Genomic DNA, 24,007 nt, shown 5'->3' with positions numbered 1-24,007 from the left:
GTTCAAACCCAACACACGTTAAAGAAACGAGGAAATCCCGATGACTCAAGCAACCGATGACGGTTTGCTGCTGTCCGGAACGCCTGCACTGACCAAACGGCTATTGCCGATGTCTGTGCTGGTTGCTTCTCTGGCACTGGCAAGTTGTGGCTCTGATGACGACAACAACAATAACGATAATGATAATGACGTCAGCGTGAATACGGCCCCCGAGCTGGTTCTGACGGCAGGTGATACGCTGGTCGAAGACAGTGTCTCGGCAGGTGCCGTGTTGGCAACCATCACCGCCACGGATGCCGATGGCGATACACTCAGCTACAGCCTCAGCGACAACACCTACGCCACCATTTCTGGTGATACTGTCCAGCTGAACAGCCAGGGGGTTAACGCTGTTAATGATGACAGCCTCAACCTTTCATCATTGTCTGTGACCGTGACTGTCTCGGATGGTGAGCTGTCGGCGACCGACTCCGCCACCGTGGCGATTACACGTATTGACGATACCGTGGCCGATAACACCGCCCCTGAATTGAGCGCCACGACCAATAGCCTGACCGAAGACAGCGTCAGCAGCACGACGGTTGTAGCGACATTTGATGCCACCGATGCCGAAGGTGACGAGCTGTTCTATCGTCTGGACGATAACAGCGATGGTTACTTCATGATTTCCGGTTCGACGGTTGTGTTGACCAGCGCCGGTGTGACGGCCATCAATGACGACAGCCTGAGCCTGACGGCATTGAGTGTCACGCTGGTGGTCAGCGACAACCAGTTGTCTGCCCAGCAAACGCTGACGATCAATGTGACGCGTGTTAACGATGCGCCAGTCCTGAGCGTTGACGCGGTTAGCAGCCTGACTGAAGACGATGTCACTACTGATACCCAAGTGGCAACAGTGGAAGCGTTAGACCCTGAGCAGGATACGTTGAGTGTTCATATCGAGGGTGTGAACATCAGCTATTTCACCCTGACAGGCAATCAGATCACCTTGTCTGAAGCAGGTGTTGAGGCGATCAACGATGATGATCTCAACCTGACGGAGCTGAGCGCCACGGTCACTGTCTCCGATGGTGTTAACAGCCTGGAAAAAACCTTCACGCTGGCGATTAACCGCGTTGATGATGCTGGCGAAACGGAAGAGCCGCGCGAAATCAAACTGTTTGAAGATGACTTCGAATCCGCTTCCACCGCCAAATGGACTGTGATCAACAGTATTGCTGGCAGCAACTCATGGCTCACCGAGAGCTATGCCGGAGACCTGTTTGCCGTCGCCAACTGCTACGGCAGCGCCGGTGAGTGTGATGCCTGGATGATGACACCGGCACTGGATGTGACCAACTTTGAAGATCTGCAAATGACCTTCAACAGTGCCTGGAACTATGGTACCGGTACAGATCAGATGTCGTTGATGGTTTCTACCGACTACGATGGGGATGTCAGCACCGCCACCTGGACGGATATTTCTGATCGGGCGACCTGGTCCCCGGGCAGCTTTGAGTTTGTCGAATCCGGTACGGTTGATCTGTCGGACTTTGTTGGCCAGCCAGTGTATGTGGCGTTCCACTATGCCCATCCGGTCAGCGATGCCAGCAAATGGGAAATTGATGATGTGTTGATCAAGGGTAATGGCACCGGAGACTTCCCGCTCGCGGCAGAAATCAGTGTCGCTGGCGATGAGTTCTACACCGAACGCAGTATCAAGTTTACGGGTGCTGCCGTGAACGGTGCCGGTGAACCGTACACCTATGCCTGGAACTTTGGTGATGGTGCCAGTGCAACCGATGCGGTCGCCAATCACACCTTTACCGAAGCGGGTCGCTACGAAGTGACATTGACCGTAAGCGATAACGACGGTGATACCGAGACCAGCAGCCTGTTTATCGATGTAGCGACCGGTTCTGTGTATACCGTACCGGAGAAAAGCGGTGACTTCCGTATTGCGACTTTTAATGCCGGCTTTGATCTGCAATCCGCTGTCGGCGAGCAGAACACTGCTTTCAGCGGCGGCGAGTACCGCAAAGCCCAGAAAGTGGCCGAAATCATCCAGCGAGCCAACCCGGATGTTCTGTTGCTGAACGAAATCGACGGTAACGACGATGGGGCCACAGTAAACACATTCAATGAGACATACCTGCAAGTCGCGCAAGCAGATGACGTGGATGCGGCGGTATACCCTTATGTGTATTACGGCGACAACGGCAACACCAACTACTGCAACACCGGTGCGCCGATTGAAGAAGGCATCGAAATCGACTTCAACAAGGACGGCGACAGCCTGGATCCGGAAGATCGTTACGGTTTTGGTAACTACAATGGCCAGTACTGCATGGCGATTTTCTCCAAGTACCCCATTGATGAAGCCAATATCCGCACCTTCCAGGAATTCAAATGGGCCGATATGCCAGACTATCTGGTGCCTTCCGCCGTGGACAGCGACGGTAATGTAACCGATGGCAACTGGTACACCGACGAAGAAATGACGGTATTCCGTCTGTCTTCCAAAACTCATATCGACCTGCCGGTCACCATTGATGGCACCACCGTTCACGTGTTGGCCTCGCATCCGACGCCTCCTACGTTTGATGGCAACGAAGACCGCAACGGCATGCGTAACTTCGATGAAATCCGGATGTGGGCTGATTACATCGACCCAGCCAGCAGCTACCTGTACGACGATGATGGCGTTAGCGTCACGCTGGCAGAAAACACCCGTTTTGTGATTCTGGGTGATGAAAACGCCTCCGCCAAAGAAGGCGACGCTTACACCAAGGACGGTGTCCGGGCGATTGAACAACTGACCTTGTCAGAGTTGGTTAACCCCAACCTGCACGAAGACAGCACCACCTTCCAGGCACCGACGTCCGTTGCCGGTACCGAAAATACCCCGGATAGCATTTACTCATCCACGCATACAGCCAGCTGGGCGATGCGGGCGGACTATGTACTGCCATCGGCCTTTGGTCTGGAAGTCGCGCAGGGAGGTGTCTTCTGGCCATCCAGCGCCGATAACCTGAACTACCTGATAGAAGCTATCGACAGCACCGATATTGCCAGCTCCGACCACCGCATGGTGTGGATGGATCTGACCCTTACCGACGGCACAACAGCCATTGGTGGCGGTGATACAGGTACTGGCAACAATGGTGTAGAGCTGGCCGCTGACCATTTTGACAGCCTGGATGGCTTCATCGTGCTGGATCAGGGTGCCGACAGCAATAACTGGTACGCCAGCAGCTACGGCGATCTGCAATACGCCAAAATCTCTTGTTACAACGGTGCAGAAAACTGTAACGACTGGCTGATCAAAAGCGTTGACCTGACCACTGCCAATACGCCAGTACTGACGTTTGACAGCCTGCGCAACAGCTATGGCCCGTCGGATGCTTCTGAAATCGCTTTGATGATCTCAACCGACTTTGATGGCACCGATACCACCACGGCAACCTGGGATGACCTGAGTGGCCAGGTAAACTGGGCAACACAACCATCGTCGGGTTATACCGATGCCATCAGCTCTGGTGATATCGACCTGTCAGCGTATGAAGGACAGACGGTATATATCGCCATCGTATACAGCAGTGATCCGGCCAATTCCGCGACCTGGGAAATTGCCAATTTCAAAGTGACTGGGCAGCTTGCCCCTTATGCCGAAGATGATTTCGCCAGCCTTGATGACGCTACCGTAATTAATGGTGGTGCCGACGGTAACGACTGGTACGCCAGCAGCTACGGTGATTTGCAATACGCCAAAATCTCTTGTTACAACGGTGCAGAAAACTGCAACGACTGGCTGATCAAAAGCGCTGATCTGACCAGTGCCAATGTGCCTGTGCTGACATTCGACAGCCTGCGTAACAGCTATGGCCCGTCGGATGCTTCTGAAATTGCTTTGATGATCTCAACCGACTTTGATGGTTCCGATACCGCCACAGCGACCTGGGATGACCTGAGTCACCTGGTGAACTGGGCAACACAACCATCGTCGGGTTATACCGATCCTATCAGCTCCGGTGAGATCGATCTGTCTGCGTATATTGGTCAGACGATTTATGTCGCGTTTGTTTACACCAGTGACCCGGCCAATTCCGCGACCTGGGAAATTGCCAATTTCCTGATTCAAGAAAAAACCAGCACGGTAGTTGATACCGACAGCAGCAACACAACGGGCACCACCGAGATCACAGAGACTGCCCCGTCCTATACGGCCCTGAACGCAGTGAACCAGCGGAGCGAAGGCACCTTGTCGTTTGAGGCTGTTGCAGCGCCGGTAGAAGGTTCTGCCGACTCGTACATTGCCATTGGCTCTACCGGCTTGAGTGTGAATGGCGCAGCGGTTGCCAACTCGGGCTACAAAACCCTGGTGAAGTCTGGCCAGCTGGTGGATGGCAACGTCTACGCCCAGGTACGTGACAGCGCTGGCTCCGACCTGTTTGTCTCCAACTACAACGAGTTTATGTCGATTCTGCCGATTGGCGACCGCATTTTTGCCGTCAGCCAGTTTGAGAATATTCCCGGTGGCATGAACCTGCTGGAACTGAGCCAGGACAGCATCACGGGCGAACTGACGCCGATGACCACCGAAGTGCTGGACTTCTCTGCCATTCATGGCGGCTACAACCACTGTGCTGCTGTTGTGACACCATGGAACACCCACCTGGCGTCAGAGGAGTATGAACCCAATGCCCGTGCCCGCTCGGCCGCAACCGGCTCGATCGACAGCTACTACGACTCCATTGCCGATTACCACACCGACCTGAGCCTGTTACAGGTCAACCCGTACTGGTACGGCTACCCGGTGGAAGTGGTGGTAAACGCTGAAGGAACCGATGTGCGGACCGACATCGTCAAACACTACTCCGTGGCCCGTGTGTCACTGGAAGTGCCTTATGTCATGCCGGATCGCAAAACCATGTATCTGACCGACGACCAGTCAACCGGTGGCGGTTTGTTTATGTACATTGCCGACGAAGCAGAAGACCTGAGTGCGGGTACCCTGTACGCCATGAAATGGAACCAGACCGATTCCGGTAGCGACGATAACGCCTTTATGGGCGCGGCGGACATCGAGTGGATCAGTCTCGGCCATGCCACCAACGCTGATATCTCAGAGCTGGTTAATGGTGACAACCCACTGTCGTTTGCCGATATCTTTGATGCCGTGGAACCGACCGGTGGTGCGTGTGCCCTGGGTTACAAAAGCATCAACTTCCTGGGTAGCCAGGAATGCCTGAGCCTGAAACCCGGAATGGAACAAGCGGCCTCACGACTGGAAACCCGTCGTTATGCTGCTTATCTTGATGCCACGGTTGAGTTTGCCAAAGAAGAAGGTTTTACCTACAACCCGCATAACCATAAAGCCTATATCGCCATTGCCAACGTCAGCAAAGGCATGCTGAATGGTTCCAGCGAGACCGGTGGACCGAACCACATGCAAGTGACTGCCAACCAGTGTGGTGGTATCTACGAACTGTCGATGGGCAGCAATGCCGAGATTGGTTCTGACTTTGTGATTGGCGCTGCCAAGGGAGAAGTCGCAGGCACAGCGGACGGTTATGCCTGTTCTGTTGACGGCTTGTCCGGCCCGGACAACGTCGCCTACGTAGGTTATAACACCCTGATTATCACCGAAGACACAGGCTTGCACGCCAACAACTTCGTCTGGTCTTACAATCTGGAAAGCAAGCAAGTGACCCGTATTTTCTCTGCTCCCAATGGCGCTGAAAACACCGGCCCTTACATGTTCAACCAGATTAACGGTTTTGCCTACATCACCAATGTTGTGCAGCATCCAGGTGATATCTCGGTTGACCCTAGCGCTGGTAATGAAGCTGAAATTGGCTACTTCGGGCCGATTCCCGTGGCCGTGGACGAATAATCCAGCGGCGACGTTATGCCATGGTGAGCGTATCGCTGTGGCGATCATGACCGGTTAATGCCAGTGGTGGTTGCACCTTGGCATGACATTAAAAACCGTGACCCTTGGGTCACGGTTTTTTTATTTCACCATGACTCCAGCACCGTGTAGTCGTTCAATGATTCCGGACACCAACGTAGGTGGTAATATCACCACCACCAAACTGGATGAGCGGGTTCCACACGATCACCCTTTACGATCCATCAAAACCCTGTTCGATCAGGCACTCACCCACATCGATTGGAAACTCAGCCTGATCTATTCCGAGCGTGGGCGGGAATCCATTCCTCCGGAGCGTTTATTGAGAGCTTTGCTGCTGCAAATCCTCTTCAGTATTCGCAGCGAACGGCAGCTGGTCGAGCAGATTCAGTACAACATGCTCTATCGCTGGTTTGTCGGCCTGAGTATTGATGAAGCCCCATCTCTTTGGGATGTCTCCGCTTTTGGTAACGAATAAAGAATCGAATCCAGTAAACACAGGTTTTCTCGGTTCGCAGGCTGTAGCCGCGGGTGCGCATAAAGCGGCGAATGTTATTGAGAAAGGGGCTGGAAGTCATGGATCACTCCTTGATCTGGAAGCCTTGCGCGCTTTCCCGGACGTTGTTATCGTTAAGGTATTGACACACGGAAAGTTGTTGCGCAGGTTTACAGATTAATGCGCAAGGCACAAAGGAGTTAATGCGCATGCTCGCTTTCACACAATGGACTGATCTGGAAATGGATTTTATTTCTTATTATTCAAGTAGTTACGGTGATTTCCCAGGAACCGGCTTGCCCAGAAACCGCGCATGCGCACTAATAAACTGTTATGACTCTGGAGAGTGTAATGGATAAATATCTAGTTACTAAGGAAGAAATAGAAGAGCTTGAAGGTATTTCGAAAACCCATTTTCTTAATGAGAATGCCAAAAGGATTAATAAGTCACTGGGTGATCTCACAGGTTTAACTGGTTTCGGCTTCCACATTATTGAAATTCAACCTGGCCACGAATCGACAGAGTTCCATAAACACTATCATGAAGATGAATGCGTTTATGTGCTTGAAGGTACAGCGGAAGCGCAGGTAGGCAACGAAATATATACAGTAAAGGCTGGTGATTTTATGGGTTATCGTGCTGGTGGTGAGGCTCACGCTCTGCGCAATAACGGCAATTGTCTTTTAAAATGCATCGTAATTGGTCAGCGTTTAGAGCATGACGTTGGTGACTATCCAAAGCTGAAAAAACGTATTTTCCGCCAAAAAAATATGCCATGGAACCTCGTGGACATTGAAAATATTAGTGAGCCAAATGCGGGTAAAAAGTCATAACAAAGCCATCAATTTGACCGCTTTACGCTGCGCTCCAAGCGGCAAATTATGGCGGCGTTAGTTGCCATGCGAAGTATTTAGAGAGCTATCAATGATCAAGAATATTAAATTGAAATTTGGGAGGGCTGAAGGTCTTCCACAAGAAACAGTCGAAGCAATGCCTATAACTGTTTTTGTCGGGCCTAATAACTCAGGAAAAAGCAAAATACTTTCTGAAATCCAGCAATTTTGCTCCAATGGGAGCAGAAATGTAAATAATCTAATAGTTGACTCCATAGAGCTAGAAGCAATCCCTGAAGAATTAATTGAGGGCAAGATAAGTAGCGTTACACTCAAGCCAAATCCTGGAGAGGCGCAGTATCCAAATCATATTTTTGTTGGCAAAAAAGGGCAGCGGCATCAAGTGAGTTCGAATGACTTTCTAAATGCATTTAAGAACCCAAATGTAAACCCATCCCGTATTTGTAGTTGGTATTTGTCATATAACACCCTGATTCTAAACGGTAGTAATAGAATTAAACTGATCAATCAGCAGGCAGGAGGAAACCTTCAGGAGCCAGCACAGTCAAGTTTTCAAGTTCTATTTCGTGATAACGATAAACGAAAAGAAGCCAGTAGAATTATTCATGATGCTTTTGGTGAGCATCTTGTGATAGATCCAACAAACCTAGGGAAGCTTAACTTACGCCTATCCAAAGATGCACCACAAGATGAAATGGAAGAGCGGGGTATACATGAAAAGGCTGTAGAGTTTCATAAAAAGGCCTTGCCGATTACTGAGGCCAGTGACGGCGTGAAAGCGTTTACTGGAATGATTACAGAGATGATAGCTGGTGACCCTTCAGTGTTATTAATGGACGAACCTGAAGCTTTTTTACACCCTTCACTTTCATTTAAGCTTGGCAAAGAAGTGGCTGGGATTATGTCTGAATCTCATAAACGACTCTTTGTTTCAACCCACAGCCCAAACTTTGTTATGGGGTGCATTCAATCTGGAGCCCCAGTTAATATTGTACGCCTTACGTATCGAAATCAATTAGCGACAGCGCGAATCCTACCAAATGAGGACATTCTCAAGCTCATGAGGAACCCTCTGTTACGATCAACAGGAGTGTTAAGCGGGTTATTCTATGAGTTTGTAGTTGTCACAGAATCTGATGCTGATCGGGCATTTTATCAGGAAATAAATGATCGGCTATTAAAGTATGCTAACAACAAAGGAATACCAAATTGTTTGTTTCTTCATGCTCAAAACAAGCAAACAGTTAAAACCATCACCAAACCACTTCGGGAACTGGGTATACCTGTAGCTGGAATAGTCGATATCGACATTCTTAAAGAAGGAGGTACTGTCTGGTCAAGCTTTCTTGATAGTGGGTCAATACCAGAAATTGAAAGAAATCCTCTAGCAAGCATGCGGCAAGCATTGAAAACCAAGCTTAATGAAACTGGCAAAGATATGAAGCGAGATGGAGGGATAGATATTCTCGATGGCACAGACAAGGAAGCGCTGCAAAATCTATTCGACAAGTTAGCTGATTATGGTTTGTTTGTAGTGCCAAATGGCGAGCTTGAATCATGGTTAAAGGGCCTTCAGGCTAGCGGGCATGGCCCCAACTGGCTTGTAGAGGTTTTCGAAAAAATGGGTGAAGATCCGAACACTCCAGAGTATGTAAAGCCTTCGGAAGATGATGTATGGGAGTTTCTTGAGAATATATCTAAGTGGTTTTTCAACCCGAGAAGAAAAGGTATCCCAAAATAGCAACTAACAAGCGCATGTTGTCGGACTGGTTTTCCGCTGCGCTCCAAACCAGCCGCAAATACGGGCGTTAAGTATCCAAGGAAAGTATGGGTGATAAATCTAGTAAGCCGTACAATGAACGTACGCTAGAAGAAAAAATTCATTCGAATTGGCATAAAACCATCGGGTTAATGAAACGAGGTGAGTTTTCCACTGTTATTATTCGAGCTGCAACGACTGTAGAGCTTGCTGCAAATTTGTTAGTGAAGCATGAATTTCAGCACAATCGAAAACTCCCTGAGCACTTCGTCGATAACCTGATGATGTGGGCAAATGGATTAATGGGTAAAGTAGATCGGTTATTGTTACCTATATACAAAAACACCGATTCTGAAAATGCATTAAAAGAAGTAAAGAAACGCTCCAAAGATATTAACGATGAAAGAAATAATGTTGTTCATCGAGGGCAATTCAAAGCGAAGAAAATAGCCGAAAAAGTATTAAAAGAGGCTGAGTTCATCGTAAATAAATTTGCTAAGCTTTCTGGCAGTCAGTTAACAGTCTCTTCGGTTATTACTGATAAGGAAAAGGATATCTAACAAGAAAATAAACAAGGACACGTAACAGTTGGCTACGTTTCGCTTCGAGGGTGTTCATAGTTCTGTGTCACCCATTACTTACAGATCCACGTAGCCGTCGATCCGTCCTTCGAAGTGGATGCTTAGCTGCGACAGCGTCAGGTTCCAGTTTTGCACCGGATGCGTCCACTTTTCGGATGCCTTCAACGTACCTGCGTACAGCAGCTTGAGCAACGCGTTTTCATTGGCGAAGCCACCTTTGGTCTTTGTAGTGGTCAACTAATCCCGGAGAGTATTTTAAAGTTTTCCTCAGCTGCAACGGGCGAAATGCCGTCGTTGAATGTATGGGGTCGCTGCCGGTTGTAGTCGTCCATCAGATAACCACCAACATCCTTCTTGGCCTCGGCTAGGTTGCGATAGCCTAGGGCCGGTATCCACTCGGATTTCAGACTTCGGAACAGTCTTTCCATCGGTGCGTTATCCCAGCAGTTGTCACGACGGCTCATGCTTTGGGTCATTCGATAACGCCATAGCCTCTGACGGAACTTACGACTGGCATTTTTATGTTTTTTTTATCGCTGTGGGCTTGTGTGGAGAGGAGGGTGGCTGCGGAACCGGTGAGGTATGAGAGCAGGTAAAGTGATTTTCCAGTGCCAGAATAATAGGAGAATAACCAATGTGATAATCTGCACGGCTTGTAAAAAGGAGTAAGACAATGACCCAAGCGCACGCCGTAATTGCAATCACCGCAGTTGATTATTCAAACCCTCGTCATGCAACTGACCTGGTTGAGCTGTTAAACGCCTACGCAACCGATCCCATGGGCGGCGCTGAGCCTCTGAGTGATACCTGTCGACAAACACTGGTGGCACGGTTGGCCGAGTTACCTCACGCACACAGCTGGATAGCCTATGTCGATGACCAGCCAGCCGGGCTGCTGAACGCTTTTGAGGGTTTCTCGACCTTCAAGGCACAACCCTTACTGAACGTACACGATCTGGCGGTAAATGCAGATTTCCGCGGTCTGGGATTAAGCCAGAAACTGCTGGCCGCAGCTGAGCAAACAGCCCGCGCACTGGGCTGCTGTAAAGTGACGCTGGAAGTATTATCCAATAACCAGATAGCGCAAAACGCCTACCTGAAATACGGCTTTGCCGGTTACGAACTCGACCCGCAAGCTGGCCATGCCTTGTTCTGGCAGAAAATGCTGGATCACTGATCTGTAGGGAAGCGTCTATATATGTCCCCTGTACTCCCAGGCCTGTAGCGAATGGATAACAGGCCAGTATGGAATAGTCAGTGAATACCGGCTCGGGTTATTACGCACGTGCCGTCAGTCTGTTCGCCAATTCAATCAGGCCGGGTTGCAGTGTTTCTGGTAACTGGATGGCGGTGCTGGTTTCCGGGTCGCCATACCAGCAGGTGTTGAGCAAGGCGACCAGTTGTTGCAAGGCGGCCGTTGGTTCTGGCTCGCTGGTGTCTGCGGCAGTGCCCTGATTGGCTCTGGCAAGCAGGTAGTCCTGCAGGGCCTGGCTCCATACTTCCAGCGGCTGGCCGGGAGAGCGTTGAATGCCACAGGCAGCGCTGAGTTGTTGCAGCTGGCGCTGGTAAAAGGTCAGTGCGGTTGCCGGATCTTTGGCGCGATAACGTTGCAGGCGCAAGGTTACCCAGCGTCCTACGAGAGTACGCCACCAGCGTTGGCGGCTGGGGTAGGCAACTGCGGCAACTATCGCCAGTACCAGCGCCAGTACCAGCCATAGGGGCCAGAGCCAGAATATGCCTCGCAGCAGGTAGCTCAAGGGCAAGATCAACAGCAGGTACAAGGCGTTCCAGAGGGTGGTCAGAATCTGGTCGAAAGAGAATGCCGAATCACCGGGCAGCGCGTGCTGCCGTTGGCTGAGGCTGTCGACGTAGTCGTTGATCTGGTCGGCACTGAGCGAGCTGGATGTGGTGCTGGGCAGTTGGTAAAACGCCGTGGGCTCAAAGGCTACCCAGCGCTGGTCGATCCAGGCTTCTGCCCAGGCGTGGCCATCGATGCCCCGTATTTCAAAATAGCCGGTGAGCGGGTTTTGCTGATTGGCGGAGAAGCCCGTCACCAGACGTGCCGGAATATCCAGTGTGCGTAACAGCACCACCATGGCGCTGGCAAAGTATTCGCAGTGGCCTTCACGACGCTCAAACAGAAAGGATGGCAGTGGGGTGATGCCTTGCGAGGTCAGCGCCGATTCAAAGCTGTAACGATAGTCGCTGCGCAGGTGCTGTTCCAGTGCCTGGGCCTGGGCGTAAGGGGTGTCGGCGTTGGCGGTTACGCTGCGGGCCAGCGCCGGAATCCGTTTGTCCAGGCTGTAGGGGAGCTGCAGGTCATTGTCGCGGGGTTTGGGGGCATGAGAGGCCGGGCGCTGGTCAAGCCATTGTTGTTGCGACAGCACCGTGTATTGGGTGCCGGGTTTGAGCGGTGCTGGCAAGAGCGGTTGGCCGAATGGGTCGGTGGCGATGACGGTAGCAGGCAACCACAGGGCGACAGGATCTCCGGCGGCAGGTAATTGGGCTGTCATGCCTTGTTTTATGGTGATTTGTTGTTGGAAGTTGCCGCGATTTTCCTGTTCACCGGGCAGTATCACCTTGCCCTGCTGATTGGTGTTGTGTTTATGGAAGGCGGTGGTTGATGAACTCCAGCGCAGTCCATCAAAATGGTCGAAGGTGCGTACTTTCAGGTAGCTGCCGTGAGGGGCTTTCATCAGGGCAATAACCTGGTTCAGGTCTGCGGCGGTGGTGCTTTGGTTGCCGTAGGGGTTGTCATTGAGGTTCATCTCATCACGAAAACCCCGGTAGTCGAACTGTGGGGCGCTGGGATCGAGTCCTTCCCATAACGGGATCGGGCCATCACTCTGCTGGTCGTCCTGCAGGTTCTGGGGATCGGTCGGGCTGGGTTGGCCGCTGCGTTTGGCCTGTGTTTGCCAGCTGGCGTTGTCGTAGAGGCTGTCGGCGCTGGCTAACTGGCCGCCGAGGTTGGCGGCGGGCAAGCGTGGCATAAACAGGTAAATGGCTCCGGCAATGGCAACCAGCAACAGTGCGGCTCCGGTCGCGGCAGCGGGTTGGAAAAAACGCTTATTGAAGCGTCTGGACGTTGCACCGGGTGTCGGGGTGTCCGCTTCGGCTGCCATAAGGAAGTGGGGTTGTTGGTCGTTGGCCGACGATGCCAGGCGGGTGACCTGGCTGGTGGTCATGGCCTGTATGCACCAGAGCATCGATAGGGTCATTACCACACAAAAGGCATATCCGACCATGATCAGTAAATAGCCACCGCTGGTGGACTCTGCTGCCCCAATCAGTAAAAAGGCAAAGCCGTTCATCAAGCCATAGAACAGCCGTGAGGTATCTGCGGATACCAGGTTAATGGCCAGTTGTGCCAATAACAGCAAGGCCATCAGTGCGGGCAGGATAGCAACGGTGAAGATCAGTCCAACAAAGGTAATCAGGCCGATGATGGCGAGGCTGTCGGAGACGGTCTTGGCCTTGCTTTTAGTGGATGCTTCCGCACCCAGAGTGGGTGCTGCATTGCGGGTCTGTTGGTTCTTTCCGGAGCGGTTGGCTGCCTCGGCCAGGCTGGCGGGCAGTTGGCCGAGGCCGAGGGTCAGCAAGCTGCTGACCAGCGCCAGTAATCCCATCCCCAGCCCTGGCCATGGTCCGAACAGGGTGATACCTGCTCCGGCAACGGCCAGTGCCAGTTGTGCCGAAAACCAGCCAATGGTGGTGCGTACCGAGCAAGCCAGATCGGTGCTGTGGGGACGACGTTCAGAATGCGCCATAACGGAATTGTCTCTCTAGCTTGCTGCTGGCATGAAGGTGAAGCTGGTAGTGGTTGGCTGAGGGTTGGCTCCAGCCTTCTTGCCAGGATTGCATTGGGTAAATAAAGCTCTGATCAGCAATAAGTATGTCGATATGGCCGCCATGAATATCGGGTAACACCGCCGGTTGGCTGAGGTTCCGCACGGTGATCAGGGTGGCGCTGTTGGGGTACTTCATCAGTGCCTGTTCTACGCGTGTGCCGTAAGGCTCATCGTCATCTGCCTGGGTCCAGGCCAGCGCCGATAAATAATCACTGCTGCCGCGATGGTGACCACCAATGGCGATATCGGTGGCGTGGTTGCCGTGGACCAGCAGCCGCATGGGTTGCTGCTGGTGTTTGGCCCATTCCATCAGCGAGGCTGCCAGCGATACGGCAAATTCAAAGGTGGAGAGTGGTGCTTCGCCGATGTCGTCAGCCCGATCGTTATCCAGTACCAGTAAAAAGTCTGGCTGGGCATGGCTGTTGTACTCTCGTACCAGTAATTGCTGGTGACGGGCCGACGCGGACCAGTGCACGTGTTTGAGCGAGTCGTGAGGCCGGTATTCGCGCAAGCCACAGTATTCTTCCTGAGCGTGGGGCTGGCTGGTGTGCTGATATTCAATCAGGGCGTTATCGTTACCGGCTCCGCCGGGCAAGGTCTGCACCGCCACGACCTGGGGGGCGACAATAATCTGACGTTCGGGAATCTCCAGTTGTCGATACTGACTGACAAAACCGAAGGGCCAGCAACAGCCAATCTCAACGCCTTGTATCGGAAATACACCACGATAAGGGCAATGACTATAGGTGCGCAGGCGATCGCCATCGGCCAGCATCGGGATTCTGTGGGTGACGGGCTGGTCGATATATTCCAGATCTTCCCGTAACAGCATCAGGTAGCGGGTTTTGGGGAGTTGGAACTGATACTCCAGTGTCACCTCGCCCCCGGCGCTGGCACTGTCGATCTGCCGTACGGATACCTGAATCTGCCGCAGTGCCAGCCAGGGTAATAACCAGGACACCAACAAGGTCGCCAGTACCAGTGCCAGCATGCCGTACAGCAGCGCCAGGCCCCGGTTCCAGGCAATAAGCAGGCTGGCCAGCGCCAGTAGCCATAAAAAATGCTGGGCGGTGAGGTGTTGTTGTAACCATCGGCCTGGGCCGTTGGATAAGGACATATCAGCGGCTCTCACTACCAGGGCGGGCTTTGACTCTGCCTCTGGGGGTGTTGGTGTCTTGGGTGGTTTTGCTCTCCGTTTCCCTGGTCTGGTCGGAGGATGATTCTGCGGCTGGTGCCTGGGTTTGGGGGGTGCTGGCAAAGTCTGGTACCGGTATTTGTGCCAGCAGGTCATCCCAGAATGCCTGACGTTGTTCCGCTTGGTTCATGCCGGGGTTGCGGAATATCAGCCGATGACTGAGCACCGGATCAACCAGCAGCTGCACGGTGTGGGGCGTGACCTGTTTTTTGCCGGTTAACAGTGTCATGGCTCGGGCTGCCCGCATCAGTGCCAGTGCTCCCCGGGGGCTGGCTCCCAGTTGCACCTTGGGATGTTCACGAGTGGCACGTACCAGCTGGTTGATGTAACCCAACAGTGCTTCGCTGAGGGGGATTTTTTCACAATGGGCTTGTAATGCTTGCAGCGCTTTGTCTGACATCACGGCCTCGAGTGTATCCAGTGGATGACCGCTCAGTTGTGCTTGCAGGATGCCCAGTTCCTGTTCTTCGCTGGGGTAGCCCAGTGAAATACGCATAAAAAAGCGGTCCAGCTGGGCTTCTGGCAGCGGGTAAGTCCCGCTGAACTCCACCGGGTTCTGGGTCGCAATCACCATAAAGACAGCCGGCAAGGCATGGATCTCACGATCGATACTGACGGTGCCTTCAGCCATGGCTTCGAGCAAGGCTGACTGGGTTCTGGGGGTGGCCCGGTTGATTTCGTCGACCAGCAGCAGGTTGGTGAAAATCGGCCCAGGTGACAAATGGAAGGATTGATCTTGCGGATTAAACACCGATACCCCAGTGATATCGGACGGCATAACGTCCGGCGTACACTGCAAACGCCGCATATCCACCTGTACCGATTTGGCCAGCGCCCGGGCCAGTGTGGTCTTCCCCAACCCCGGCACATCTTCAATCAGCAAGTGACCGCGGCACAGCAGAGTCGTAAGGGTGAACAGCAATGACTGCGGCTGACAATGGATGACTTTGGCGAGGTTTTTGTGTAGTTGCTGCAGGGAGAGGGCGGGGTTACTCACAGACAAATTCCTTGGATGGATAAGCGGTTGGATGTAAACACAGTCGACATGTCGTGATCCTGGCAAAGCCGGGTGTCTGACTGGGTGCTGGTCGGTGATCCGTGTTCATGAGCTGGACAACGTGGGCGCAGGGCATGGGGATAACCGGTAATGGGGTGGCTGCAGGCTTTTTTCTCATGACCTGGAAACATTTTGCCCCCTCTGTTGCCTGTTTATGCTGGCGCCCGGGCAGGAATACTAATCAAGCACGCCATGCGGCGCAAAGGCGGTACTGTGAGGCAGCGCAAGTAATGGTCAGTGAAGTGGCGGTTGAAGCCATTAATGGCCCCTGAATATTGATTGATCGACTGTTCAGACAGAATATCGAGCGCTTCAGGGGGGATACTTGCCTGTTTCTGATTTGATGGCACACTGTGGCAGGTTTTTTTCTAGCGGATGATTATGGCGATTTATCGGTTGAAGTCGGTGATGGGCAAGACGACCAGCGTACTGGATGCAATGGGATTATGGTCCCGGCATCGGCGCATTGCGGGAGCGATGATGCTGGCCGTCACCATGCTGGCCAGTCTGGCCGGTTGCTCTGACAGTGCCATTAACAGCCCCCATCCCGGAGGTGAAGACGCGGATGACATCGTACTGTATTCCAGTTTCTCCGAACGCCCGAAACACCTTGACCCGGCCCGCTCCTACAGCTCCGACGAAGGCCGCTTTATCGACCAGATCTATGATCCGCCGTTGCAATACCATTATCTGAAGCGCCCGTACCAACTGGAAGCCAATACCCTGACTGGCCTGCCTGAGATCGTGTACAGCAATGCCGATGGGGAGCCGGTTGCAGAAGATGCCGAGGATCTGGCGTTCAGTACCTATGTGTTTACCCTCAAGCCGGGTATTTATTATCAGCCGCACCCGGCGTTTGCCCGGAATGCCGATGGCACGCCGCGGTACCGGTTTGAGACGGCCGCCGACAGCGCCGGCTTTCTCGGGCTGGATGATTTTGATCAGCACGATAGCCGCGAACTGGTTGCCGCCGATTATATCTATCAGATCAAGCGGCTGGCTGACCCTGCCAATTTATCCCCGATTCGGGGATTGCTGGCGGAGTACATTGTCGGCATGGCCGATTTTGCCGATACCGTGACTGCTGCCCGGCAGCAACTGGCCGACAGTGACGAGCGTTATCAACAAACCGGCTGGCTGAATCTGGATAATTACCCGTTATCCGGCGTCGAGCAGCTGGGTGATTACCAGTTCAGCGTGCGCCTGAATGGCAAATACCCGCAGTTCAAATACTGGCTGGCGATGCACTTTTTTGCGCCGCTGCCAGCCTTGGTGGACGAGTTCTATCACCAGCCCGGACTGGCCGACCGCAATATTGTGCTGGACTGGTATCCGGTGGGTACCGGGCCATTCATGATGACCAAAAACGATCCTAACGAAGCCATTATCCTGCAGCGTAACCCCAATTACCGCGACGACTTTTATCCCGCCGAAGGTGAGCCCGGTGACGCCGTAGCCGGATTGCTGGATGCCGCCGGTGCTCGCTTGCCATTGATTGACAAGGCGGTGTACCGGCTGGAAAAAGAATCGATCCCGCTATGGACCAAATTCTTGCAGGGCTATTACGATCGCTCTGGCATTGCCAGCGACAGCTTTGACCAGGCAATCTCGATCGGTGCTGCGGGCATCCATCTGAGTCAGGAAATGCAGGATATGGGTATCAGGATGGAAATCGAAGTGGTGCCCGGTACCTATTATCTGGCCTTTAATATGCTGGACCCTGTGGTGGGTGGTTTGCCTTCGCCGGATACTGCTGGTGCTGACATGAATACGGCTCCTGATCCGCTGCAGCAGGAGCGGGCGCGTAAATTACGTCAGGCCATCGCTATTGCCTACAACCAGGAAGAGGCCATTTCCATTTTTGCCAATGGCCGTGGTGAAGTGGCACAAAGCCCGATTTCTCCCGGGATTTTTGGTTATCAGTCGGGGCCACAAGGGATGAATCCCTATGTTTTCGACTGGGACGCCAACGCTCGTTTGACTGGCTCCAAAACGGCTGGTGCACCGGTACGCAAATCACTGGATGAAGCCCGGCGTTTGCTGGCCGAAGCCGGTTATCCTGGCGGTCGTGATGCCGTTACCGGTGAGCCGCTGGTACTGAATCTGGATACCCCCAGTGGTGGGGGGAGTGCCAGTGCCATGCAAATCTGGATGATCAAGCAGTTCAAGAAACTGGGTATCCAGCTCAATATCCGCGGTACTGATTACAACCGCTTCAAGGAAAAAATGCGCTCGGGTAATGCCCAGTTGTTCCAGTGGGGCTGGATCGCCGATTACCCGGATGCGGAAAACTTCCTCTTCCTGTTATACAGCGCCAATGGCCAGGTAGTGACCGGCGGTGCCGGGGTGAACTCCAGCAACTATGCCAACGCCGATTACGACCGTTTGTTTGAAGCGATGAAACTGATGCCGGATTCTCCCGAGCGTATGACCATTATCAAGCAAATGCTGGCGATTTATCATCACGATGCGCCCTGGGCGTCAGGCTGGCATCCCCACTCCTATGTGCTGAACAATCCCTGGGTGAAGAACACCAAGGCTCACGGCATCAGTAAGGCGGTACTGAAATATTACGGCATTGATAATGCTGAACGGCAACAGGCCCGGGCAGAGCGTAACCGGCCGGTGTGGTGGCCGTTGATGCTGGTGGCGGCTTTGGTCGTGCTGTTAATGATCCCCGGTTATCGTGCTTATCAGCGGCGGCAACAGGCTCGAGTGATAACCGGATCGCGGGCGACTACCGGAGGGCAACACTGATGCTGGCTTATATTATCCGCCGTTTGCTGTATGCCGTGCCGATTCTGGTTGGGGTGAACGTACTGACCTTTGCGCTGTTTTTTGTGGTCAACTCTCCCGACCAGATGGCACTGGTGCAACTGGGCGACAAACATATTGATCCACAGGCGGTGGAGCAGTGGAAAGTACAACGGGGGTATGACAAACCGCTGTTTATAAACGATCGGGACGACAGTCAGGGATTGCTGACGGATACTATTTTCTTTGATAAATCGATGCGCCTGTTTGTGCTGGATTTTGGTAAATCCGACGAAGGCCGTGCCATTGGTGATGATATCCAGCAGCGTATGTGGCCCAGCCTGGCGGTGGCGTTGCCGACCTTTATTGTCGGGCTGACGGTGAATATTGCCTTTGCGCTGTTTGTAGTGATGTTTCGCGCCAGCCTGTTTGATACTGCAGCGATGGTGGCCTGTGTGGTGCTGATGTCGATTTCCGGGGTGTTTTACGTATTTGCCGGGCAGTACTTTTTTGCCAAAACCTGGAATCTGGTGCCGATCTCCGGTTATCTGGCGGGCATCGACGCTGTTCGTTTCCTGATATTACCGGTGATTATCGGGGTGATCAGTGGTATCGGCGGCGGTACGCGTTTGTACCGCACCCTGTTTCTGGAAGAAGCCAACAAGGATTATGTGCGTACTGCCCGAGCCAAGGGGGTGCCTGAACTGACCGTGTTGTTCCGGCATATTTTGCCCAACGGCCTGATTCCGATTCTGACCAGTGTGGTGGTGGTGATTCCGTCGCTGTTTATGGGCAGCCTGCTGACCGAGTCGTTTTTTGGTATCCCCGGCCTGGGCAGCTATACCCTGGATGCCATTCAGGCGCAGGATTTTGCCATTGTGCGCAGTATGGTATTTCTGGGATCGGTGCTTTATATCATCGGTCTGATTCTGACCGATATCTCCTATACCCTGGTTGATCCACGCGTGAGGTTGTCGTAATGCTGGCTGTTCAACCGGTTGTTTTGCTGAGTGATTTATTGATTTTTGCCCTGGTGGCTGTACTGATACTGTTTTTTGTGCAGTTGGCCAGAGACCCTCTGGCCAGAGGGCGCTGGCGTTCGGTGTTTGTATCCCGTATCGGGTCGGCGGCGTTTCTGGTGATTTTGTTTTATGTCCTGATGGCCTTGCTGGATTCATTACATTACCGCGAGCCATTACCCGCCATTGCTACGTCCGGGTCTGTTGCAGAGCCGGCTTCGGAAACCATGACCGAGCCAGTGGTGCACTACAGCCAGGAAGTCAAAAGTGTCCTGGATGCGGTGCTGGCAGGGTTACACGGACAGGATGAAACCACCTATTCCGAACCGTTTTCGATTTACTCGTTTGCCCGTGAAAACCAGACCTCGGACGACGGCAACGTCGTGCGGGCGTTTCCTCGGCTGGCCCATGCGGGCAGTCACTTGCAAGAGGGTGACAGTGTTGCGGCCGATGTATGGCAGCGCTCTCTCAAGTCTGTTCTGACGGGGGTGGCTATAATGGCTGCCCTGGTGATCCTGCATTGGCAATGGCGTTTACGCTGCACGGCACAGGGCTGTGGCCTAAAGAGTGACGACATGGGGGCTGTGCTGCCATGGAAAACAATTTATATCACCCTGGGAGTGCTGGTCGTAGGCGCTTGCTGGGTGCTGGAGCTGGGCCAGTATTACCATATTCTTGGCACCGACAAGGTCGGCCAGGATGTGTTGTATCAGGGATTGAAAGCCATTCGGACTGGGGTTCTGATTGGCACATTGGCTACCCTGTTGACCTTGCCGCTGGCGATTTTGCTGGGTATCTCGGCCGGTTATTTCCGCGGTTGGGTGGATGATCTGGTGCAGTATGTATACACCACCCTGAGTTCGATTCCGGGCATTTTGCTGATCGCGGCTTCGGTGCTGTTGATTGATGTGTATATCGAAACCCATCCCGAACAGTTCCAGCTCACCACGGAACGGGCAGATTTCAAGTTCCTGGCGTTGTGTTTCATTCTTGGCATGACCAGCTGGACCGGGCTGTGTCGCTTGTTGCGGGCCGAAACCCTGAAGGTCAGCCAGCTGGATTATGTGCAGGCGGCGCGGGCCTTCGGGGTGCGGCATGGCCGTATTATCGGCCGTCATATCCTGCCCAATGTGACCCATCTGATTCTGATTGCGTTGGTGCTCGACTTCAGCGGGTTTGTACTGGCCGAAGCGGTGCTGTCCTATATTGGGGTCGGGGTTGATCCGTCGATGGCCAGCTGGGGCAATATGATTAACGAAGCCCGGGCAGAATTGTCCCGTGAGCCAGTGGTGTGGTGGTCGGTGGCAGCCGCATTTGTGTTGATGTTTATTCTGGTTTTGGCCGCTAACCTGTTCGCCGACAAGGTTCGTGATGCATTTGACCCCCGGTCGGCAGGGTAGTGGCAATGTCATTGTTAACTGTACGTGATCTGACGATCGAATTACCTGCCTTGGTCAATGCCCGGCAAGCCCGGCGGCATCAGGGGCAGCCGCTGGTCAACGGGATTTCCTTTAGCATTGCCGCCGGTGAAATCCTGGCGCTGGTCGGGGAAAGTGGCTCCGGTAAATCGCTGACGGCACTGGCCATTTTACGATTGTTGCCCGATACCTTGAGTATCACCGGCGGTGTGATTGAGCTGGCTGGCGATAATCTGTTTGAACGGACCGAACGGCAGATGAATGCGGTTCGGGGTTATCGCGCAGCGATGATTTTTCAGGAGCCGCAAAGTGCGCTGAATCCGGTCCAAACCCTGTTGCAACAGATTGGTGAAGTACTGGTTTTACACAAGGGCCTGACCGGTGCGGCGCTAAAAACAGCGGTTATCAATCTGTTGGAAGAAGTTGGTATTCCTGACCCTCGCCAGCGTCTGAGCTGGTATCCGCATCAGTTGTCCGGCGGTCAGAAGCAGCGAGTAATGATCGCCATGGCTCTGGCCTGTGAGCCGGAGCTGCTGGTGGCGGATGAACCGACCACTGCACTGGATGTCACCATCCAGAAGCAGATTCTGGATTTGCTGAACCAGATCCGTCGCGCCCGGAAACTGGGGGTCTTGCTGATTACTCACGATATGGGTGTGGTGTCGGAAATGGCCGACCGGGTGGCGGTGATGCGCCATGGTGAGATTCTGGAATACCGTCCTGGTGATGAGTTCTTCGTGTCGCCGCAACACGAATACAGCCGCCAGCTGATTCACTCGTTGCCACGGCGAGACTTCCGTCAGCCATTGACCACCCCCGAGCCGTTGCTGACGGTGGAGGGGTTGAAGGTCTGGTTTCCACAGCGCCATGGTGTGCTGCAGCGGGTGGTAGGCCATACCCGCGCAGTGGATGGCGTATCATTCCAGATCCATAAAGGTGAAACCCTGGCACTGGTAGGAGAATCCGGTTCCGGCAAATCGACGGTAGGTCGGGCCATTCTGGCTCTGGAACCTCTGTATGCGGGGTGTATCACTTTCGACGGCCAGCGGATTGACCAGCTGAGCCAGGCTGAATTTCGTGCTTACCGCAAACGTATTCAAGTGATTTTCCAGGACCCGTTTTCTTCCATGAATCCGCGTATGACTATTCGTGAGATTCTTGCCGAAGGCATGATCAGTCTGGGCCTGGCCGATGACCATCAACAGCGTGAAGCCAAGCTGCAAACACTGTTGCTGCGGGTTGGTATGGCGGTGGAGCACCTCGACCGCTATCCCCATGAATTTTCCGGGGGCCAGCGTCAGCGAATCGCCATTGCCCGGGCGATTGCAGTCGAGCCTGATCTGATTATCTGTGATGAACCCACCAGTGCGCTGGATGTCAGTATCCGCGGTCAGGTATTGGCGTTGCTGCAGGAGCTGCAGCAAGAAATGGGGTTGAGCTATCTGTTTATTACCCACGACCTGTCGATTATTCCACATCTGGCTCATCGGGTGGCGGTGATGAGTCAGGGGGTCCTGGTTGAGCAAGGGGAGTGCGCCAGCGTGATGAACCAGCCTCAAGACTCTTATACTCAGGCACTGCTGGCAGCGGCACCGGTTATATGTACGGGTTTATAATCACGACCTTGTTTCTCGGTGTGATTGTCGCCATTTAGAGCACCAGAACGCATTTCTTTATTTTTTGCGGTGTAAACCGTTTGACCGATTCAGGAGTTTGTTGTGTCCCAACTGACCCAAGCCCAGGTAGAACAAGCCCTGGCGAGCTACATCGACCCATATTTGGAAATGGATCTGGTATCTGCCGGTGCCTTGCAGTCTGTCCAGATTAACGGCGGCAACGTTGCGGTGGTGCTGGAACTGGATTATCCGTCGGAATTTCTCAGCGGCGGTGTGACGCAACTGTTAACGACCGCACTGGAAAACCTCGATGGTTGTGATGACGCCAATGTCACATTGGGCTGGCATGTGGAAGCTCACAAGAGCCATGATGGTGGTGAATCCCTGGCCGCGGTAAAAAACATCGTCGCGATTTCATCCGGCAAAGGCGGTGTGGGGAAATCCACGACGGCAGTCAATCTGGCGATTGCCCTGGCTCAGGACGGTGCCAAAGTTGGTCTGCTGGATGCGGATATTTATGGCCCGAGCCAGGGCATCATGCTTGGTGTTGCCGATGGCACACGACCGGACACCATTGATAACAAGTGGTTTGTGCCAGTAGAAGCCCATGGTATCAAAACCATGTCGATGGCCTATCTGGTGACAGAGCAAACACCGATGGTGTGGCGTGGCCCTATGGTAGCGGGGGCATTGACCCAGATTCTGACCCAGACCCAATGGGGCGAACTGGATTATTTACTGATCGATATGCCACCGGGAACCGGTGATATCCAGCTTACCCTGAGCCAGAAATACCCGGTGTCGGGTTCGGTAATTGTTACGACTCCACAAGACATTGCCCTGGCCGATGCCAAAAAAGGCGTGGAAATGTTCCGTAAGGTGGGGATTCCGGTGCTGGGCATGATCGAAAACATGAGCATGCACATTTGCTCCAACTGTGGTCATGCAGAACATATCTTTGGCCAGGATGGCGCCGAACGTCTGGCGACGACCTACCACACCAAGGTGCTGGGTTCCTTGCCGCTGGCGACCTATATCCGGGAACAATCGGATGCTGGTGTGCCGGTGGTGGCCGCTGATGAGAGTTCGGAAGTGGCGATGATGTATCGTCATGCTGCCCGTCGTCTGGCGGTAGCACTGGCTCGTGGTGGTGAAGCAGCGGAAGCGATGCCGGAAATCAGTATCTCCGAAGATTAAGGTTCCAGAAAATATGATACCTGATACCTGATACCTGATACGTCAGGTGTCGGGTCATGATCGCAATAACGTCGTGCTCGCGGCGTTATATCAAACTCCCGATTGGCCATTTTGATAAGCCATATTTCCGTGGTACGGCATATATTGTCGTTACTGGCTGCTGTCTCACCAGTGTGAAAAAAGCAACCTTTTTCCAGACGATTGTACCTATCAGTTTATAGATACCGGATCGTACCAGTATCGTATGTCCCCCATTGTGGCTGAAGGGCTGGCTCACTTCCGGGTTAATAACTGATCACTCTTGATATAGGCGGGTTTG

Annotated in this window: 14 protein-coding genes and 2 pseudogenes; 11 read left to right on the top strand and 5 right to left on the bottom strand. The window is 53.2% G+C overall.

Annotated elements, in window-relative coordinates:
- Positions 1-40 precede the first annotated feature (40 nt).
- From Q8W24_RS00330 to Q8W24_RS00310, 5 genes are all read left to right on the top strand, one after another.
- Positions 41-5,875: a DUF5017 domain-containing protein gene (locus Q8W24_RS00330; RefSeq protein ID WP_305474038.1), complete on the top strand. Its 5,835-nt coding sequence runs from the start codon at positions 41-43 to the stop codon at positions 5,873-5,875.
- An 82-nt stretch (positions 5,876-5,957) separates the two neighbouring features.
- Positions 5,958-6,371 (top strand): transposase, encoded by a 414-nt coding sequence (locus Q8W24_RS00325; RefSeq protein ID WP_305474036.1) that lies wholly within the window; start codon positions 5,958-5,960, stop codon positions 6,369-6,371.
- 369 nt (positions 6,372-6,740) lie between these two features.
- Positions 6,741-7,223 carry a cupin domain-containing protein gene (locus tag Q8W24_RS00320; RefSeq protein WP_305451365.1) on the top strand — a complete coding sequence of 161 codons (483 nt, stop codon included), beginning with the start codon at positions 6,741-6,743 and terminating at the stop codon, positions 7,221-7,223.
- Positions 7,224-7,314: 91 nt separating this feature from the next.
- Positions 7,315-8,985 (top strand): ATP-dependent endonuclease, encoded by a 1,671-nt coding sequence (locus Q8W24_RS00315; protein WP_305451364.1) that lies wholly within the window; start codon positions 7,315-7,317, stop codon positions 8,983-8,985.
- A gap of 86 nt (positions 8,986-9,071) precedes the next feature.
- Complete coding sequence (locus Q8W24_RS00310; RefSeq protein WP_305451363.1) at positions 9,072-9,563, top strand: hypothetical protein; 492 nt, start codon at positions 9,072-9,074, stop codon at positions 9,561-9,563.
- A gap of 78 nt (positions 9,564-9,641) precedes the next feature.
- Here the strand turns inward: Q8W24_RS00310 and Q8W24_RS00305 are convergent.
- Positions 9,642-9,812, bottom strand: a pseudogene (locus tag Q8W24_RS00305) (IS256 family transposase); the annotation flags it as partial.
- Positions 9,813-9,817: 5 nt separating this feature from the next.
- Positions 9,818-10,096: pseudogene (locus Q8W24_RS00300) on the bottom strand (integrase core domain-containing protein); the annotation flags it as partial.
- A gap of 161 nt (positions 10,097-10,257) precedes the next feature.
- Here Q8W24_RS00300 and Q8W24_RS00295 point away from each other — a divergent pair.
- Positions 10,258-10,761 carry a GNAT family N-acetyltransferase gene (locus tag Q8W24_RS00295; RefSeq protein WP_303434949.1) on the top strand — a complete coding sequence of 168 codons (504 nt, stop codon included), beginning with the start codon at positions 10,258-10,260 and terminating at the stop codon, positions 10,759-10,761.
- Between the two features lie 100 nt (positions 10,762-10,861).
- Here the strand turns inward: Q8W24_RS00295 and Q8W24_RS00290 are convergent, their stop codons facing one another.
- Genes Q8W24_RS00290 through Q8W24_RS00280 form a run of 3 tightly spaced genes read right to left on the bottom strand, consistent with a single transcriptional unit; the run spans position 10,862 to position 15,624 of the window.
- On the bottom strand, positions 10,862-13,351 hold the full coding sequence (locus tag Q8W24_RS00290; protein WP_305451362.1) for a transglutaminase domain-containing protein: 2,490 nt from the start codon (positions 13,349-13,351) through the stop codon (positions 10,862-10,864).
- Positions 13,338-14,549 carry a DUF58 domain-containing protein gene (locus Q8W24_RS00285; RefSeq protein ID WP_305474034.1) on the bottom strand — a complete coding sequence of 404 codons (1,212 nt, stop codon included), beginning with the start codon at positions 14,547-14,549 and terminating at the stop codon, positions 13,338-13,340. Before Q8W24_RS00285 ends, Q8W24_RS00290 begins: the two co-directional genes overlap by 14 nt.
- Position 14,550: 1 nt before the next feature.
- Positions 14,551-15,624 (bottom strand): MoxR family ATPase, encoded by a 1,074-nt coding sequence (locus Q8W24_RS00280; protein WP_305474033.1) that lies wholly within the window; start codon positions 15,622-15,624, stop codon positions 14,551-14,553.
- 441 nt (positions 15,625-16,065) lie between these two features.
- Between Q8W24_RS00280 and Q8W24_RS00275 the strand changes: the two genes are divergently transcribed.
- From Q8W24_RS00275 to apbC, 5 genes are all read left to right on the top strand, one after another.
- Positions 16,066-18,441 (top strand): ABC transporter substrate-binding protein, encoded by a 2,376-nt coding sequence (locus Q8W24_RS00275; protein ID WP_305474032.1) that lies wholly within the window; start codon positions 16,066-16,068, stop codon positions 18,439-18,441.
- Positions 18,441-19,418 carry an ABC transporter permease gene (locus Q8W24_RS00270; RefSeq protein ID WP_303434663.1) on the top strand — a complete coding sequence of 326 codons (978 nt, stop codon included), beginning with the start codon at positions 18,441-18,443 and terminating at the stop codon, positions 19,416-19,418. The genes Q8W24_RS00275 and Q8W24_RS00270 overlap by 1 nt, the downstream gene beginning before the upstream one ends.
- Positions 19,418-20,857 carry an ABC transporter permease gene (locus Q8W24_RS00265; protein WP_305474030.1) on the top strand — a complete coding sequence of 480 codons (1,440 nt, stop codon included), beginning with the start codon at positions 19,418-19,420 and terminating at the stop codon, positions 20,855-20,857. The genes Q8W24_RS00270 and Q8W24_RS00265 overlap by 1 nt, the downstream gene beginning before the upstream one ends.
- A gap of 5 nt (positions 20,858-20,862) precedes the next feature.
- Positions 20,863-22,491, top strand: a complete 1,629-nt coding sequence (locus Q8W24_RS00260; protein ID WP_305474028.1) for an ABC transporter ATP-binding protein — start codon at positions 20,863-20,865, stop codon at positions 22,489-22,491.
- A gap of 102 nt (positions 22,492-22,593) precedes the next feature.
- Positions 22,594-23,688: an iron-sulfur cluster carrier protein ApbC gene (apbC, locus tag Q8W24_RS00255; protein ID WP_303434660.1), complete on the top strand. Its 1,095-nt coding sequence runs from the start codon at positions 22,594-22,596 to the stop codon at positions 23,686-23,688.
- The last annotated feature ends 319 nt before the right edge of the window (positions 23,689-24,007 follow it).

This window comes from Oceanobacter sp. 4_MG-2023, assembly GCF_030689165.1.
In the GTDB taxonomy this organism is placed as follows: Bacteria; Pseudomonadota; Gammaproteobacteria; order Pseudomonadales; family Oceanobacteraceae; genus Oceanobacter.
Note: the sequence above shows the minus strand (reverse complement) of the source record. Positions and strands in the feature narration are given on the sequence as shown.

Coding starts and splice junctions, on each gene's coding strand:
- Q8W24_RS00265 (WP_305474030.1), top strand. CDS start 19,418: ATGCTGGCTGTTCAACCGGTTGTTTTGCTGAGTGATTTATTGATTTTT.
- Q8W24_RS00310 (WP_305451363.1), top strand. CDS start 9,072: ATGGGTGATAAATCTAGTAAGCCGTACAATGAACGTACGCTAGAAGAA.
- Q8W24_RS00295 (WP_303434949.1), top strand. CDS start 10,258: ATGACCCAAGCGCACGCCGTAATTGCAATCACCGCAGTTGATTATTCA.
- Q8W24_RS00330 (WP_305474038.1), top strand. CDS start 41: ATGACTCAAGCAACCGATGACGGTTTGCTGCTGTCCGGAACGCCTGCA.
- Q8W24_RS00285 (WP_305474034.1), bottom strand. CDS start 14,549: ATGTCCTTATCCAACGGCCCAGGCCGATGGTTACAACAACACCTCACC.
- Q8W24_RS00315 (WP_305451364.1), top strand. CDS start 7,315: ATGATCAAGAATATTAAATTGAAATTTGGGAGGGCTGAAGGTCTTCCA.
- Q8W24_RS00290 (WP_305451362.1), bottom strand. CDS start 13,351: ATGGCGCATTCTGAACGTCGTCCCCACAGCACCGATCTGGCTTGCTCG.
- Q8W24_RS00325 (WP_305474036.1), top strand. CDS start 5,958: ATGACATTAAAAACCGTGACCCTTGGGTCACGGTTTTTTTATTTCACC.
- Q8W24_RS00275 (WP_305474032.1), top strand. CDS start 16,066: ATGGCGATTTATCGGTTGAAGTCGGTGATGGGCAAGACGACCAGCGTA.
- Q8W24_RS00270 (WP_303434663.1), top strand. CDS start 18,441: ATGCTGGCTTATATTATCCGCCGTTTGCTGTATGCCGTGCCGATTCTG.
- Q8W24_RS00260 (WP_305474028.1), top strand. CDS start 20,863: ATGTCATTGTTAACTGTACGTGATCTGACGATCGAATTACCTGCCTTG.
- Q8W24_RS00320 (WP_305451365.1), top strand. CDS start 6,741: ATGGATAAATATCTAGTTACTAAGGAAGAAATAGAAGAGCTTGAAGGT.